We start from the raw sequence: 16182 nt of genomic DNA on the forward strand, positions 1-16182 counted from the left end.
GCCGGCCAGCGCGCCTCAGCGGGCGAACTGGTAGTGGATGGACTCGGTGTCGGGGTCGGTGAGCGGGCTGCCGTTCCACAGCCAGTCGTAGGACACGTCGGATTCGCCGTCGAAGCGCCGTAGCTTCTCGTCCCGTTCGCGCTGATCGGGACCGTCGGGCAGGTGATAGAAGTCCATGTTCTGCAGCGAGGCGTCCTGCACCATGCCCGCGTGCTTGGCGCGCCGGTCCACGTAGCGGATCAAAGCACCGTCGATCCCGTCGCGGGTGACGCGCCCCAGTTCCTCGGCCAGCACCGCGGCGTCTTCCATCGCCTGGGACGCGCCTTGCGCCTGATACGGCAGCATCGCGTGGCACGCGTCGCCGAGCAGGGCGACCCGGCCGTCGACCCAGACCGGGTCGCGACGGCGGCGGTACATCGCCCACACCGAGACGTCCTCGTCCTTCGCCTTGGCCAGCATCGTCGGTACCCGATCGTCCCAGTCGTGGTACTCCGCGGCGAGTTCGGCGGCGGTGGCCGGGCCGCTCCAGTCCTTGGCCACCGCTTCGGTGCACGGCACGATCGCGACCACGTTGAGGTACTCCCCGCCGCGGATCATGTAGTGCACCAGGTGTTTGTTGGGGCCGTACCAGATCGTGGAGTGATAGCGGTCGGCCAGGAAGCGGGTGGCCGGGTCCTGCGCGATGAGGTCGCCGGAGATCAAGGCCCGGTACGCCATCTCTCCGGAGAACGCGAGGGTGTCGTCGAATCCGGCGAGGTCGCGCACCGAAGACCGGATACCGTCCGCCCCGACCACGATGTCACCGGTGAACCGGCGTCCGTCGGCGGTGATCACGGTCGGCCGGTCCGGCACCGACCGGTCGAGGTCGACCACCCGCGCGCCGGTCGCCACTCGCACCACCGGACCGGGGACCTCCGGATCGAGGCAGGCGTCCAGCAGCACTCCGTGCAGGTCGGCGCGGTGGTAGTGCCAGTAGGGCGCGCCGTACTGGTCGGTCACGCGCCTGCCCAGCGCCAGCTGGGCGATGATGCTGCCGTCGGCCCAGCGACGGCGCACCTGGTCCTGCGGCTCGGTCCGCACCCGCTCGAGCCGGGCGCGCAGGCCGAGCCCGATGAGGATCCGGCTGGCGTTCGGCGCGGTCTGGATCCCCGCGCCGATCTCGCCCAGCTCAGGGGCGGCTTCGACCACGGTGACGCGCAGACCCCGTTGCCGCAGGGACAACGCGGCACAGAGCCCGCCGAGCCCGCCACCGACGACAACGACCTCAAACGACTGACTCGCGGCCATGCCCGCCTCCCGTCTTCGTCATAGCTTTCGCGCCACTGAGCAAGCTGCCGGCACCGGGCACCCAAGGCTCCACGCCGAGTTCCGAGAGGATCCGGAACGTCGTGGCCGTCGCCGCCGAGAGGACCGGGATCCCGATCTCGTCCTCCACCGGCTGGATCGCGGGCAGCGAAGGCATCTGGACACAGGCGGAGAGCACCAAAGCGTCCACATCGGACAGATTCAGTCTGCGGTGGTGCTCTCGCAGCCCGGCGGGATCCAGCCGGGCGACGGCGAGATTGTCCGCCACTTCGAGCGAAAGCGCGTCGGCGACCTCGAACCCGGCGTCCTCGATGTACTCCGCCACCGCCGTGGTCAGCGGCTTCATGTACGGCGTGATGATCGCGACCTTGCGGGCGCCGAGCGCGCTCAGCCCGGACAACAGCGCGCCGGCGCTGGAGACGACCGGTGACTCGCAACCCTCTTCGCGCAGCACGCGCGTGATGTCGTCCTCGGCGGTGCAGTGGTAACCGGGCCCCTGGGCCATGATCGCCACCAGGCACGCGGTGGCGACGACGTCGGGCCGCGCGTCGGCGAGTTCGGCCGCCGCCCGCCCGGCCTGGGCGTTCATCGCCCGCAGCTGTTCGGGTTCGACGTGCCGCATCCTGGCCCTCGCGGAGTGGAACACGAACCGGTCCCCCGGCTCGGCCTCCTCCCTGGCTCGCAGCATCCGCGGCAGCTCGGTCTCCATGGTGAGGTTCGAACTGGGGACGATCATCCCGATGTGGTGGTCGCTCATCGGCGGGCCGCCGGGCGCATCTCGGCGACGGTCAGCTCACCGTTGTCGACGATCAGTTCGTCGTCCAGGTAAAGGGAATTGCCGCGCATCGGGATGTCGAAGTGGCAAGGCGTGTCGTTCGGTCCGCCGAGCTCGTTGTTGGGGCCGATGGAGAACATGACGTTGCCGTAGAAACTCCGCAGCTCCATGCCCATCCCGCCGGGGAACTGGGTCAGGCCGTGCCAGTGCGCGCGCTCGTCGAGCCCCCAGCCCACGTGGCTCATGCCGTAGCCTCGCGGATCGTCGAAGCTCTCGATGTACGAGCGCAGCAGATCCGCGTCCAGCCCGGACGATCCGGCGCCGCCGCGGATGTCCCGGATGAACCCCTGTTCGATGGTGATCTCCACCGGTGTCTGTACGTAGGTGTTGAACGGCAGCAGCACATCCCCCGGCGAAAGCACGATCTTCCCGTCGACACCGTCGTCGGCCCCGCCGGTGAACACGAACGCCGCCGGCCAGTGGTCCCAGCGGCCGGGAGTGTCGGTGTAGCCGTATTCGGACAGCGTCGGGTACACGCCGAGCTGATAGGTGACGTCGGTGCCCGCCGGGCTGGTGATCCGCATCGTGCCCGCCTTGGCGAGAAGTTCCGCGCCGATCTCCACCCGCTCGCGCAGTTCCTTCGTCGGCATGAGCCGGGCCAGCAGCTCGGGCGGTTCGACGGCGGTGAGGATCCGGGTGCCCGCGTCCTGGATGGCGAACTGTTCCTTGCTGAACAACAGGAACGTGCAGTCGACCACCATGTCCACGCTCTTGAGCGCCTCGACCGCCAGCGGAATGTTCCCGAGCCCCGAGTCGCCGACCGCCCACGCCCCCGCGGCGCTGACCGGTGACGGCAGCCGCATGTGGTACGCCGAGGCACCCAGCTGCTGGGCGGCCCACAGGAACGCGTCGGCGTACTCCGCGCGCTCCCCGCCGCGGGTCAGCACCACCACGGTCTCGCCCTCGTGCACCCCCGAGAACGTCAACTGGCGCAAGCAGATGTCGTTGAACAGGTTCCGGTCCATCCTCGACCACCTCCATATTGATCCGAGCACGTACTATCCGGGTACGCAAGAGTTCAGCCGGACCTTCATCCGAACACGTACTATCCGGATACGCAAGAGGTGACCGTGGACAGATCTCGGCGGTCTGCCACTGAGCGACCGTCCGGACACGTAGGATCACCGCGGGGGCCCGGGCAGCGGGTTGGAGCCGACAAGGAGCAGCGATGGGTGAATCGGCGCGCACGGGCCGGCGCAGGGACGACACACCGGCCGTCACTCCCGCGCCGCCGTCGGACCTGCTGGCGGCTCCCGGCTACGGCGCCCGCAGGCTGTACCAGGCGTACCTCGCCGCGTGGAACCGCCATGTGGATCCGGTGTTGACCGGTCCGCAGTTCGCGGTCCTGTCGGCGGTCCGCGCCTATCCCGGCAGCGACCAGAGTTCACTCGCGGGCGCCGTCGCGCTCGACACCTCGACGATGGCCGATTTGTGCCGCAGGCTCGAACGGCGGGGGCTCATCCGGCGTGTCGAATCCCCTCACGACGCGCGGCGCAAACTGCTTTCGCTCACCGACGAGGGCAAGTCGGTCTTGAGCCAGGTGAACCGCCGCGCCCGCCGTCTGGACAAGGCACTCCTCGACGGCGACGACGACATCGACATGGCGGCTTTGCTCAACGCGCTGGGCGCCCGCTGGGAGCGGATCGCCGAGGTCGACAAGCTGCGCTGAGGCCGACACGCCGGGTTCCGGAGCTTGAGGGTTGACCTTGACATCGTGACAAGGTCTTCACTGAAGCGCAGGAGGTGGTTCCCATGAACCCGACCACGGACACACCGCTGCTCGACGCTCTCGGTGCCGAGGACTCGTCGACGCGGCTCAAGGCCGCCATGGCCGCAGGCACTCGGCCCGACCCGCGCTTCACCGACGCCCTGGTCGCGCGATGCGCGATCGAGCCCGACTTCTTCGTCCGCGACATGCTCACCTGGGCGCTGACCCGTCTCCCGCCGTCGAGCACGGTGCCCCGGCTCCTGGTGGAGCTTCGATCCGAGCGGGCGCAAGCACGGAGCCAGGCGTTGCACACCCTGTCGAAGATCGGGGACCGCGCCGCCTGGCCCGCGATCACCGCATCCCTGTTGCACGACGCGGACGACGAGGTGGCGCGAAGCGCCTGGCGTGCGGCCGTCATCCTCGTGCCGGAGGGGGAACGAGCCGGACTGGCCGCTGAACTGGCGATCGAGCTCGGCCGTGGTGACCGGAACAGGCGGCTGAGCCTCAGCCGGGCGCTCGTCGCGCTCGGGGACGCCTGCGAGCCGGCCCTGCGGAAGGCATCGGAGAGCCGCCATGACGCGGTGCGCGCGCACGCCTTCGCCACGGAACGCCTCCTGCTCGACCCGGAAGCGGGGTTCGACGTGACGGCGGACGAGGCGAAACGGATCATGGCGCTCGGTCCGCAAGGGGCCGGAGGATCGGCGTGCTGATCGGCGAGGTGGCGCGGCGTTCGGGAGTGAGCTCCCGGATGCTGCGCCACTACGACTCCCTCGGGCTGGTGCGGCCGACGGGACGCACCGTCGGCGGCTACCGGGAGTACCAGGACGAGGACATCCGCAGGATCTTCCATGTGGAGAGCCTGCGCTCACTCGGGTTGTCCCTGCGCCAGATCTCGCGCGCGCTGGAGGATCCGACCTTCACGCCGTCGACGCTGGTCGGCGATCTCATCCGTCAGGCGGAGGACCGGTTGAACCGGGAACGGGAGCTGCTCGCGCGGCTGCGTACGGTCGACGCGTCCGCCCCCTCGGACTGGCAGGACGCCCTTCGGATCGTGGAGCTCCTGAGAGGGCTCACTTCGCCTCACGCGGCGCGCCGCCAGCAGGCCGCCCTGAACCCCGCCGAAGAAATGCCGGTTCCCGCCGACCGGATCGCCGACGCGATCCTGACCGAGGCCGACCCGAACGTCGCCGGAGCCCTGCGCTGGGCTCTCGCGCGGGCGGGCGGCGACGGGGTGGCCGAGGTGGCGGCAGGACTGCACGCGGAGGACTCGGACGTCCGGCAGCGCGCGGTACTGGCGCTCGCCGAGATCCCTGGCGAGGAAGCGGGCAAGACGCTCACGGAGGCGCTCGGGGACTCCGACGCGAGGGTGCGCGGGCCCGCCGCGCTCGCCTTGGGCGGGAGGGGCACGACCGCGGCCATCCCCACCCTCGTCGGCATGGTGGTCGACGGCACGAACGACGTCGAAGCCGCAGAGGTCCTCGGCGCGCTGATGGAGCTTCCCGGCTCCGAGGAACGGATCATGGCCGCCCTGGCCGACGCGCTCGCGGCGCACACCGGGGATTCCGCGGTCCGGGTCCGCGTGGTCCAAGCCCTGGCGGAGATTCCAGGGGCCAAGGCGGGCGGCATGCTGGAGCTGCTGGCCGGGGACCCCGATCCGGCTGTCGCGCTGATCGCCTCCGCCCTCGCCGACCGGGACCGGTGACCCACTGGGGCGCCACAGATACAGGGCCTATAGAGGGACAAGGCAAACGTTGCGCGACCGCGAGGCCCTCTGCCACGTAGACCTTTTTTGCCGGTTTCGAGGCAGAGGGCGGCCTTCGCGCCCCATTCGTCCACAAGGGACACTTCATGGCGATTGAATGTCTGATTGATACCTATATGCAGGGTTCACGAGGGGGTCGTGAGTGGCGTTTCGGGCTCTAACCCGAAACGCCACTCACGACCCCCTCGTGAAAGCGCCTATCCGTGCATCAATCGGACATTGAGTCAGCGAAAAGTGTCCTTGGTGGACACTCAGGGGCGCAGTCGGCTCCCGTCGGCAAGGGCAACCGAGCGCGTGACCTGCGGCAACCCTCACCGCTTACGATCAAGACCCCCATTCAAGATCAACTTAAGCTATGCGGCATTGCGTTCTAACCTCAAATCGGGCACTTCCACCTCGAGAAGTGTCCCTTGTGGACGGTCGAGAAGATGTCAGCTCTCCTGCGTCCGGCCGCAGGCCGGCCACCCCTCGGCACGTGCTCCCCCACGCGGTACACGACCGCCGCGCAGCCGCACCATCAGACCATCGTCGACGGCCGGCCCCTGGCAGCGCGACCGTCCTTGACGAAACGATGATCATCCACCGGATACGTACCGTTCGTAGTGCAACACGGCGTCGAGCGGAAGACGTTCCCGCCAGCCGTGCCGCTCCAGATCGGGGACGGCGGGCAGGTCTCGCACCGGGCCGACGCACAACCACGCCACCGGACGGACGTTTCCGGGGAATCCCACCAAATCGCGCAGGAACTCTTCGCGGTAGAAGCTGACCCAGCCGACGCCGAGCCCCTCGGCGGTAGCCGCCAGCCAAAGGTTCTGAATGGCCAGGCACACCGAATACAGGCCGGCGTCGGCGATCGCGTGCCTTCCCAGCACGTCGGGCGCGCCGCGTGCCGGGTCGTAGCCGACCACGATCCCGGCGGAGGACTCGACGATCCCCTCGATCTTGATGTTCGCGAAGACACGGGCCCGCTCGACGTCCAACCGGTCTTCGAACACCTCGCGTTCGGCCAGCACGTGCTCGCGAAACCGCTTTCGAAGGTCCATATCGGACACCACGACGAAATCCCAGGGCTGGGACAGGCCCACACTCGGCGCGGCGTGCGCCGCGCTCAGCACTCGGCGCAGCACCGCTTCCGGAATCGGCTCGCCGGTGAACTCGCCCCGGGTGTCCCGTCGCCGGAAGATCGTGCCGTACACCGAACCGTCCTCTGTCTCACGCGTCATGTGCCTGATCGTGCCGGGGCCTCAGAGGGCGGCGAGGAACGGGGTCAGCAGGCGAAGCAGTTCCGCGGGCCGGTCCAGCGGGATGATGTGGCCACAGTCCTCGATGAGGTGTCCGGTGAGGTCGTCGGCGACGGGACGCAATTGCCGTTCCAGCGCACGACCGACCGGGTGGGCACCGATCGTCATGGTGGGCATCGTGAGCCTGCTGCCCGCCACCGCTTCACCGATCTGGCGGGCGGTGACCGGCAGTGCGCGATAGTAGGAGAAGGCGCAGCGCAGGGCGTCCTGCCCGGTGTAGGCGTCGACGAAGGCGTCACGGATCTCCGGCGGCACACCGCGTCCGAGCGTTCCCGCCGCGAGGAACCAGTCGATGTATTCCGCCTCGTGCCCGATCAGGACCTTTTCCGCGAGACCGGGAACGGCGTGGAAGCCGAACCACCACGGCCGCCCGCCCGCCAGGAAGTCCTCGGCGCCGGGCAGCGAACCCACCAGCGACTCCATCACGACGAGCCGCCGCACCAGATCCGGCCGCCGCAGGGCGAGCAGGAAGGCGACCGGCGTGCCGGCGTCGATGGCGACGACGTCCGCCTCGGTTTCGCCAAGGGCGTCGAGGATGCCTTCGGCGTCGGTGACCAGCGTGCTCGCGTCATAGCCGTCCACGGCGCGGGTGCTGTCACCGAGCCCACGCAGATCCGGGGTGATGACCCGGTGATGCTCGGCCAGCGGGCCGCTGATCTCACTCCAGAGCCGCCAGGTATGCGGGAAGCCGTGCAGCAGCAGGACCGCGGGCCCACTGCCCGCGATGGTCACGTTGACCTCGATGCCGTTGATGCCGATCCGTCGCAGCTGGGGCACGTCGCCTCCGTAGTGGTTACCATTGGTTACCAGAAAACCGTAGGTAACTTCCGGCGTGCCGCCAAGGCGGCACTTTCCCCACAGGTGGTGAGCTCCAGGTGACCTCCCGGCAGCCGCGCTCGACGACACGGCGCGGCGATCTGTTCGACCCCGAGTGCCCTACCCGCCGTCTGCTGGACCGCATCGGCACGAAATGGACGTCGATGGCGGTCAAGGTCCTCGCGGAGGCGGCTCCGCACGAGGTGCGTTTCGCCGAGCTACGGCGCAGGATCCCTGGCGTATCCCAGAAAATGCTGTCGGTGACCCTGCACAGCCTGGTCCGCGACGGCCTCGTCGCCCGCCGGGTCGAGCCCACCGTGCCGCCCCGCGTGCACTACCGGCTGACCGACCTCGGCCGGTCGCTCGACGTGCCGCTGGCGGCCCTCCGGAACTGGGCCGAAGAGCATATGGCGCGGATCGACGAGGCCAACGTGATGGCGGACGACACCCCGGCTCAGAGCGGCTCCAGATAGGACCTCTCGGACCAGTCGTCGTCTTCGTCGTCCCGGGGACGACGGTTCCGCGCGGGCGGGTCCTGCGCCGGCGCGGACAGCTTTTCCAGCTCCGCGACGGCGTCGTCGACGTCCAAAGTGGCCAGTTCGCCGACCTGCCGCTCCAAGGACGACCAGGCTTCGCCGGCGAGCCGCTGACGTTCCTCGGCGGGCAGCGCGTCGATGACCTGCCACCAGCCTCGCGCCTCCTGGACGAACTCGTCCAGTACCGGGCCGTGGGCCAGCAGTTCGTGCGGCCGCCGTCGCCCGGCGAGCACCTCCCCCGCGAAGTCCCCGGCGGCACCGCCGGTCGCCGCCAGCAGCCGCATGGCCGCCTGCCGCGCCCGCTCGCCCTGCTCGGAGCCGAAGAGCTCGTGTCCCGTCACAGCCGCACCCGCCTGCTCTTGACCGGGCACTCGGCGTCCCGGTGTTCGTAGTCCTGCGGCCACTGCGGCGGTTCGCCCATCGCGATGGTGGCTTCCAGCAGTTCGTCGAGCGTCTTCTCGCCCGCGAAGGCGTGTGCCAGCCCCAGCGCCGCACTGATCCAGGTCTGGATGATCCCGACGATTTCGTTGAACGACAGCACCAGGTGGATGATGTCGCGCAACTCGGGGTCCTTGAAGATGTTGACGAGCTTGCCTCGGCGTCCCAGCTCGGACAGCGCTTCGCTGATCACCTCCGCCACCCGGACCCCGCGCTCCAGCCCGAGTTTCTTGCCCTTGGTGAGGATCAGCAACGCGATGTCGATCGCCGAGCTGTAGCCGTGCCTGATCTCCTGCATCATGTGGTACGCGAGCTTCGCCAGTGCCTGGATAGCCCGGCACGCGCCATGGAAGTACTGGGCCAGCTGCAGCACGCAGGCGCGGTAATCGGCCAGCCAGTTCTTCGCCCGGTCGGCGGCCTCCCCTGCCCACACCCCCTGGATCCCGAACCGGCCCTGGTTGATGTTGGCCGCGATGTTCTCCAACCCGGTCGCGGCGTCGTGGTAGAGCACCGCCTGCTCCTGCAGCACGGTCCAGTCGCCGACGAGCAGGTCGGCGAGCATGGTGATGAAGTCCTTGTCGGCCCCGGTGAGCATCTTGATCACCTCGGCGACATCGCCCAGCGATCCCCCGAGATCGAGAAGCTTCTCGCGCTCCTGCTCGGCCTTCACCGGCCACCAGGTCGGGTCGGAGATGGCCGCCGGGTCGGGTCCGCCGTAACCGACCAGGACGGCGTCGCGGAACGCCGCGGCCCCCGCCGGGTCGCGCACCTCGTCCGCCGGGATCCGCGGGGCGTCCGGCTCCGGGTTGAGCCGGTCCAGCAACTCGGCCGCGTGTGCGTCCACCACGCCGTACCAGTGCGCGACGCACCGCAGCTCGTGCCCGCCGCCCGCGGCGAGATCGGCCGCGAACCGCGACTGGCTCAGCGCCGTGCGCTGCCACTCGTCCAGTTTCGGCCAGGCGGCGGCCAGGAACCCTTCGCCGCGTTCGGTGTCGAACCCGGCCCCGGCACCGACCAGCCGATCGAACCACTGCCGATAGGTGTCCGCGCCCGCGCCCGCCCGCAGGACCAGGTCTCCGAGCGCGCGCACCGCGGCCGGCTCGACCGAGAACCCCTGCCCCATTCGTCCCCCTCGTACTCCGGAAGTGTTCCTTCGACGCTCCCGAAGTCTGACAGGTTGCCATGAAATGTCACATCACTGGAACGGAGTACCGCGTGCGAAACTGGCCCGGTCGACGGCGAAAGGAGACCACGCTGTCTCGCCAAACGGCTCGGATCTGGCTGTCCGAGCGCCGCAGGAGCGGCTTGAGCGTCGCGTTCGCGCTGGTCATCGCCGCGTTGGCGGTCGTGTTCCGCGAGGACGTGCTGTCGATCGCGATGGTCGACGCGGGTGTTCTGGTCCTTCTCGCGTATCTCGTCGGCTACCTCGTCGTGACGGTGGCCGCGTTCGGCGCGGCGACCTCCGAGCAGATCCAGGACTGGGCACGCCGGGTGCGCGCGTGGAAGTCGCGGTGGCGCTGGTCGTCGTCGGGTGGATCTGTGTCCTGGTGTCGTTCGCGATCGCCTACCACGCCGACGACGTGGTCGAACGAGGCAACGCCCTGCGGTTCCCCGGCGACGTTCGGGACGACCGACGTGGACGTCGTCTCCCGGGAGATGCGCAGGACGGTGACCACCCACGCGGCCATCGCCTTCGTGTTCAACACGGTGACCGTGGCGGCGGTCGTGTCCACTTTGAACAGCGGCTGAAGCCTCAGCCCAGTTTCAGCAGGACCGGGCTGCCGGTGACGGTGACCTCGGCGCCGGGTTCCGCCGGCGTGACGGCCCCGTCGAGGTCTTCGACCGACGTGGTGCCCTGAGCCGCCGGGATCCGCTCTGACCGGTCGATGGTCCACCAGATCAGGAAGGCTTTGCCACCCTGATCGAAACGGCACTGCCACAGGTGATCGGGTAATCCGGCCGCGTGCCCTTGCCCGCAGGAATGGATCCGGCTGCCCGACAACCAGGTGTGCAGGCGTTCCACGTGTCGCGCCGCCTTGGTGTGCGGGCCGCCTGCGGGCTGCAGCACGATGGGGACCTTGGCGCTGCCCCAGTTGTAGAAGTACATGCGGCGGTATTGCGCGTAGAGGCCGGAAAGGAAGAACCGGACAGCGTGCTGGGCACCCCGATCGGCGTCGACGGGCCGCTGCCTGTTCACGTCGTAGGCAGAGCCGGTGCTCCACAACCTGATGCCGGCGCCGGCTTCATGCAACACCTTCTCGATCTCCTGTGCCAGCGGCAGCATCGTCTCCGGTGGCTCGGAGTCGTTGCGGGGAGCCAGTTTCATCGCGGCGGCGTCGCAATGGTCGTAGCCGCCGAGCTTGGCGAACCGCCGGAACCCCTCGAACGCCGCGGGATCCCAGAGCTCGCCCATGGACGGGCAGACCACGGTGGCGGCGGGGTCGGCGGACTTGATCACCTGGCTCCCCTTGCGCGTCATTTCCACCAGTCCGGCCATCGAACCGGAGAAGAAGTCCTGATGATTGGCCATGTCCCACAGCTCGTAGGCGTCGATCCGGCCGCGATACTGCTCGACCACGGCCCGCACGAAACGTTCCCAGTCGGCGAGGTCGTCGGGCGGGCCGGTGCGGGAGTCGTCGGTGTAGACGGATTTCGGGCTGCTCGGGCTCGCCCAGGACGGGGTGCCGCCGAAGGTCAAGGCCACCGGGAAACCGGCACCACGGGCACCGTTGACGAGCCGATCGAGCGTCTTCCAGTCATAGCTGCCGCGGGCGGGCTCCAGGTTCTGCCACCGGGTGCGTGTGTTCCACAACCGGACGGATCCGACGCGGAACGTCGGCATCAGCCCGGTGTTGGAGTTCGCCGTCACCCCGACGAATTCCGGATCGAGTGTGCGTGGCGCGCTCGTCCACATCGCCGCCTGGACGGCGGGTGCCGTGACCGGCGCCTGCCGGTCCGGCGGGTTGGCCACGGCGCCTCCGGCGAGCAGGACGGCTCCGAGGACCACGACGAGCGCGACATGGGTCAGCGGCCGTCCGCGAGCGGGCTCCGCCACGTCGATCTCCCGGATGACCGGCGGCTCGGACACGGGGGTTTCGCCCAGGTCCGCACGCTCCCACACCCGGTACAGCTTCGCGAGATCCTCGCGGCTCGCGCCGCACACCGTCGCGATCGCCTCGATCGGCGCGAACGTCGTGGGCACGTTCCTCCCGGTGCAGTAGCGGTGCACGGTCGACCGGCTCGAATGCACCTTGCGCCCGAGCTGTTCGTAGCTCAGCCCACTCCGCTGTTTGTACTCGGTGAGAAGTGCCGCCAGCGTGGCAGCCGCCTCACTCGCCATCCCGCTGCGCCCCCTCCGCGCCATGTCCTGGACGGATAACAGTGTCCCATCGCGGGCCATTCGCCGCGCGAATTCGCGAGATCACGTCTCCCGGCCCGGCGTCACCGCAGGTCAGCGGCGGAGTTTCGTCCCAGCGTCCCATCCCGGGCGGTTTCGCTTGCCACGATGGGGCCGCGCTGGGGAGCGTGGACCCGCCAGCAGATCCGGCCATGGGGAGGGAATCGGCATGCAACCGCACAGGACGACCGCGCTTCGAGGAGCACTGGCAGCCGCGCTACTGGTGGCGGCGACCGGCGTCCCGGCCACCGCCGCGCCGTCGCGGCTGACCACGCGCGCGGATTTCAACACACCGGGCGGCGGCCAGATCGTCCAGCACCTCGAAAAGCTGATCCGGGGCGCACCCGAGAACTCGACCATCAAGACCGCGCAGTTCCTCTTGCGGGACAAGCCGATCACGGAGGCGCTCGCGGACGCCGCGGAGCGCGGGGTGCATGTCCAGGTCCTGGTCGACGGACGGGCGACGGACCATCCGAACTACCAAGACCTGAAGAACCGGCTCGAGAAGACCGGCGACAAGAACTCGTGGGCGAAAAACTGCGAGAACGGCCGAGGGTGCAACGGCGGGAACGCGATGCACGACAAGTTCTTCCTGTTCGACCGGACGCTGGACGCGCCGTCGGTGGTCGCGACCGGATCGGCGAACCTCAGCGAGAACACGACGGGCGGCATGGGCGGCTGGAACAGCTACTACACCGACGTCGGGAATGTCGGCCTGTTCGCCAGGTACAACGACTACTTCGCCGACCTGCGCAGGGTCGCGGACGGGGGCACGGCGAACCCCGGCTACTACGAGGCCAATCCGCCCGTCGTCACCGGCAACACCAAGAGCTACTTCTATCCGCGGCTCAAGGACGCGGGGAACGACACCGTCGAGAACTCGCTGAAGGAGGTCGGCTGTTCGGCGGAGAAGTCCAAGATCCGCATCGGGGTATGGTCACTCACCCGGATGAAGATCATCGAACGGCTGCGAATCCTGGCCACCTGGGGCTGCTCCGTGGACATAGTGGCTTTGCGGATGACCAAGGGCTCCTGCGAAGCGCTGATGAAGGGGCAGCCGGACCGCGTGCGGCTGCGTGGCTTCAAGAAGGGGAACGAGGCAGGCATCCACGAGAAGAACATGATGATCGAGGGTGACTACCTGAAGCCGGGGACCAAGGTCGTCTTCACCGGCAGCCAGAACTTCAACAACCCGTCCCTGCACGAGAACGACGAGAACGTCATCCGGGTCTTGGACAACGACGGGATCTACCGGAGCTTCGTGCGGAACTTCGAGCAGGTGGCCCAGGCCGCCGACGAGGAGATCAAGTCGCCTGGGGACTGCGGGAAGATGGTGCCGACCGACTGATCCGGCCGCGGTTGATCCCAAGCCCGGTCCGTGAAGGCCTCCTTCCCTACCCTGAGGGTTGGCAAGGAGGCCTTCACTACCTTGGTGACTGCCACGGTAGTGAAGGCCCCTTTGTTGCGCCTGGCGCAACAAAGGAGGCCTTCATGTACTCGGGCGAGCACACGACACCGATGTGCGGGTGACGGTTTCACGTGACTGGACGGACGACTCGCGGGTGGCCGGGGATCACGCGAGTCGTGAGTGGTAAGGGCGGCCGGAACCGTCCTTACCACTCACGAGGACTCAGGGCCGCCAGGTGTCGTTCAACGCCATCGTGCAGCCGCCCGAAGCGGTGCCCGCCCGGTTGGCACCCGATTCCCACGTGACGGTGCCGCCCTCCTTGCGGATGTACTTGTACTGGAAGGCGACTCCCTTCGGCATCGAGACGTTCGCCGTCCACAAGGGATAGTCGGCCGACGCCATCGGGACGGCGTTCGCCGGGTTCCACGCACCGAGTTCAGGCCGGTCGCCGACGACGAAGATGTTCTGGCCCCACGAAGTCGTGGCGTTCACTGTGAACTTCGCCGAAACGGCCGAGCACGCCGCGCTGTACCGCTGCTTGACCACCGACGGCGTCTCGACCGGGGCACCCGCGTCGATCGAATGCGCCAGCCGGACGAACTGCGCCATCGACCAAGCCAGCGGCGTCGCCGAGCCGGTGCCTTCGCCGAAGGTGAAGCCACCGGTGCTTTGCCGGTCCCAGACCTGTTCCGGAATCAGGAAACCGGAATTCGCCGAAGCGGCCATGGCCGCCAGATGCGTCGTCGCCGGGCGGCCGTTGGCCAGTTCGTACTCCCCGCGTTCGCCGGTGAGCAGCGGCCACAGCCGTCCGACGCCGGCGCCGGTGTACGGACCACCGGAAGCGGTTTCGCCGTAGCCGTCGTGATTGTAGCGGTACCACATCGGGCCGTTGGGAGTATTCACCTTCAGCGTCGAGTCCACTTCGGACAGTGAAGCGGCGACATCCGGATCGGCGGCCGGTTTCACGCCGAGGCGGACGAGGTCCAGGAAGCCCGCGTCGATGATGGCGCGTTCGTCGTGGTTTCCCCCGCCGTTCTGCAGGAAGACGTTCTGGCCGTCGTTGGGATTGCCGTTGCCGTCGATGCGGTGGAAGTACCGGCCGTCGCCGAGCGGACCGGACGTGGTGAACGTCCAGGCGCTGACCTGCGCCTGCCACCGGTCCGCGGTTTCGCGGTACCGGGCGGCCGCCGTCGTGTCGCCGTTGCGTTCGGCGATGTCGGCGGCGCAGATCAGTCCGGCGATCTCCGCGGCGATGGTGGACGGCGAGTAGCCGCCGTTCTCCTCCCAGCGTTCCTGCGGGGTGGAGGGACCGTTCGCGACGAGGAAGTCCGCGGACTTCTTCACCTTCGCCCACATCCCCGCGTCGGACCGGCCCAGCTGCCACGCGAGCACGATCGGGAAGGCGACCTCGTCCATCTGCAGGCTGGTCCAGCAATTGGTGCCGTCGAGCCGGGTGTTCTGCGGGAACGAACCGTCCGGCCGCTGCTGGACGGTGAACAGGTAGTCGACCGAACGATGGGCCGCCGCCGAGTCGCCCGCCGCGATCTGCGCGGTCGAGACCTGGTAGAGATCACGGGACCAGACCGCGTGGTACCCGCAGTCCCCCGTGCCGTTCGCGTCTTTCGCCTCACCCCAGGGATTGGTGAGCGAGGCGACGTTCGCACCCGCGTAGGTCTTGTCCTCGTGGGCCTTGAGGGTCATCAGCGCCACGTTGTACTGCGTGGTCAAGCCGGCGCCGGTGATCGAACGGGGTACCGCGGCCAGTGAGGAGAGATAGCCGCTCCAGCCGGACCGGTACGCGGTGTCCGCCGCCCCGAAACCACCGGCGAGCGAGGCCGTCGCGTTCGCCGACGCGGCGCCGCGATCACCGCCGAACCCGATCGCGAGAGTGAAGGTGGTGTCGGTCCCCACAGGGATCTGCCCCAGCTGCACCAGGTTCCCGGGCGTCGAGGCCGAGTCGTACTGTGCGCCGAGAACGTGATCACCGCTCAGGTCGACGTAGCCATCGCTCGCGGTCCCGCTGTAGCCACTGGTCGCCTTGACGAAACCGGTGGAGGCGGCCAAGGCGCTGGACACCGGCCCGTCCGAAGCGACCAGCTGCCCGCCGGCGGTGGCGCCGGTGTCCCCCATCCCGCTGTTGTTCAGGGACGGGTTGTACAACGCGTACAACTGCAGCGGCCCCCCGCTGAGCACCTCGAACCTGGTCTGGATCAGCACGGTGGACCGGGCCGGATCGGCGGTGTGGGTCTTGGTGATCCGGTACCGGCCGTTGGTGGCGGTGTTGATCTGCCGGTAGCTCAGGGAACGCGGATCGGTGAGCACCAGCTGTTTGGTGGTGTGGTCGCGTTCCAGCTGCGTGAAACCGGCACCGTCGGACACCACGTACTGCAGGTCTTGGACGTTGGCGACGTCCACGGTCGGGTAATAGATCTCGTGATTGACGCCCTGGCCGAGGGTGAACCAGACCTTCGACGCCGCGTTGGTGGCGGTGCCGAAGCCCTCCTTGCCCCCGGTCGTCCAGGCCGCCCCGGTACCCGGTGCGCCGGGCGCGTCCGCCAGCGGTGCGGCACTCACCGGCGTGGACGCCAGGAGCGCCGCCGCGGTCAACAGCGCGACTGTCGCGCGACGCCGCTTCGGAGATTTCATGTCGATCCTTCCCACAGGCTTCATCGACGG

General features: G+C 68.7%; 15 protein-coding genes. 6 read left to right on the plus strand and 9 right to left on the minus strand.

Translation table 11 applies throughout. The annotated features are described in order from the left end of the window. Positions 1–15 precede the first annotated feature (15 nt). From AC0685_RS06465 to AC0685_RS06475, 3 genes are read right to left on the minus strand one after another with little or no spacing between them, the layout of a single operon-like run. Positions 16–1287, minus strand: coding sequence for an FAD-dependent oxidoreductase (locus AC0685_RS06465; protein ID WP_478224632.1), 1272 nt, complete (start codon positions 1285–1287; stop codon positions 16–18). Beyond that, complete coding sequence (locus tag AC0685_RS06470) at positions 1265–2062, minus strand: maleate cis-trans isomerase family protein (protein ID WP_478224633.1); 798 nt, start codon at positions 2060–2062, stop codon at positions 1265–1267. Before AC0685_RS06470 ends, AC0685_RS06465 begins: the two co-directional genes overlap by 23 nt. Continuing rightward, positions 2059–3105 carry a 2,5-dihydroxypyridine 5,6-dioxygenase NicX family protein gene (locus AC0685_RS06475; RefSeq protein ID WP_016335108.1) on the minus strand — a complete coding sequence of 349 codons (1047 nt, stop codon included), beginning with the start codon at positions 3103–3105 and terminating at the stop codon, positions 2059–2061. The genes AC0685_RS06470 and AC0685_RS06475 overlap by 4 nt, the downstream gene beginning before the upstream one ends. Before the next feature lie 203 nt (positions 3106–3308). Between AC0685_RS06475 and AC0685_RS06480 the strand changes: the two genes are divergently transcribed. The 3 genes from AC0685_RS06480 to AC0685_RS06490 all read left to right on the plus strand — a co-directional run bounded on the left by AC0685_RS06480 (position 3309) and on the right by AC0685_RS06490 (position 5550). Beyond that, positions 3309–3809: a MarR family winged helix-turn-helix transcriptional regulator gene (locus AC0685_RS06480; protein WP_465455551.1), complete on the plus strand. Its 501-nt coding sequence runs from the start codon at positions 3309–3311 to the stop codon at positions 3807–3809. A gap of 83 nt (positions 3810–3892) precedes the next feature. Beyond that, complete coding sequence (locus AC0685_RS06485) at positions 3893–4558, plus strand: HEAT repeat domain-containing protein (RefSeq protein WP_478224634.1); 666 nt, start codon at positions 3893–3895, stop codon at positions 4556–4558. After that, positions 4552–5550: a HEAT repeat domain-containing protein gene (locus AC0685_RS06490; protein WP_478224635.1), complete on the plus strand. Its 999-nt coding sequence runs from the start codon at positions 4552–4554 to the stop codon at positions 5548–5550. Before AC0685_RS06485 ends, AC0685_RS06490 begins: the two co-directional genes overlap by 7 nt. 635 nt (positions 5551–6185) lie before the next feature. On the opposite strand, the gene bluB is transcribed toward AC0685_RS06490, so the two are convergent. Further along, positions 6186–6833, minus strand: coding sequence for a 5,6-dimethylbenzimidazole synthase (bluB, locus tag AC0685_RS06495; protein ID WP_478224636.1), 648 nt, complete (start codon positions 6831–6833; stop codon positions 6186–6188). A gap of 21 nt (positions 6834–6854) precedes the next feature. Next, a complete protein-coding gene (locus tag AC0685_RS06500; RefSeq protein ID WP_478224637.1) occupies positions 6855–7688 on the minus strand; it encodes an alpha/beta fold hydrolase in 834 nt (277 codons plus the stop codon). A 98-nt stretch (positions 7689–7786) separates the two neighbouring features. On the opposite strand from AC0685_RS06500, the gene AC0685_RS06505 reads away from it, so the two are divergent. Continuing rightward, on the plus strand, positions 7787–8200 hold the full coding sequence (locus AC0685_RS06505; RefSeq protein WP_478224638.1) for a winged helix-turn-helix transcriptional regulator: 414 nt from the start codon (positions 7787–7789) through the stop codon (positions 8198–8200). Here AC0685_RS06505 and AC0685_RS06510 read toward each other — a convergent pair. Both AC0685_RS06510 and AC0685_RS06515 read right to left on the minus strand, forming a co-directional pair. After that, positions 8182–8604 (minus strand): hypothetical protein, encoded by a 423-nt coding sequence (locus tag AC0685_RS06510; RefSeq protein ID WP_478224639.1) that lies wholly within the window; start codon positions 8602–8604, stop codon positions 8182–8184. The two genes, AC0685_RS06505 and AC0685_RS06510, sit on opposite strands and share 19 nt — an antisense overlap. After that, on the minus strand, positions 8601–9824 hold the full coding sequence (locus AC0685_RS06515) for a hypothetical protein (protein WP_478224640.1): 1224 nt from the start codon (positions 9822–9824) through the stop codon (positions 8601–8603). The genes AC0685_RS06510 and AC0685_RS06515 overlap by 4 nt, the downstream gene beginning before the upstream one ends. Before the next feature lie 182 nt (positions 9825–10006). Here AC0685_RS06515 and AC0685_RS06520 point away from each other — a divergent pair, with 182 nt between their 5' ends. After that, the gene (locus AC0685_RS06520; RefSeq protein ID WP_478224641.1) at positions 10007–10450 is read left to right on the plus strand and encodes a DUF1345 domain-containing protein; all 444 of its coding nucleotides are present in this window, start codon (positions 10007–10009) and stop codon (positions 10448–10450) included. Between the two features lie 4 nt (positions 10451–10454). Here AC0685_RS06520 and AC0685_RS06525 read toward each other — a convergent pair whose 3' ends face one another. Then, positions 10455–12065 (minus strand): helix-turn-helix domain-containing protein, encoded by a 1611-nt coding sequence (locus tag AC0685_RS06525; protein ID WP_478224642.1) that lies wholly within the window; start codon positions 12063–12065, stop codon positions 10455–10457. A gap of 202 nt (positions 12066–12267) precedes the next feature. Here AC0685_RS06525 and AC0685_RS06530 point away from each other — a divergent pair, with 202 nt between their 5' ends. Continuing rightward, positions 12268–13446, plus strand: coding sequence for a phospholipase D-like domain-containing protein (locus AC0685_RS06530; RefSeq protein ID WP_478224643.1), 1179 nt, complete (start codon positions 12268–12270; stop codon positions 13444–13446). Positions 13447–13728: 282 nt separating this feature from the next. On the opposite strand, the gene AC0685_RS06535 is transcribed toward AC0685_RS06530, so the two are convergent. Continuing rightward, on the minus strand, positions 13729–16152 hold the full coding sequence (locus tag AC0685_RS06535) for a glucan 1,4-alpha-glucosidase (protein WP_478224644.1): 2424 nt from the start codon (positions 16150–16152) through the stop codon (positions 13729–13731). Positions 16153–16182: the final 30 nt, after the last annotated feature.

Source organism: Amycolatopsis sp. NPDC043889 (assembly GCF_056435645.1).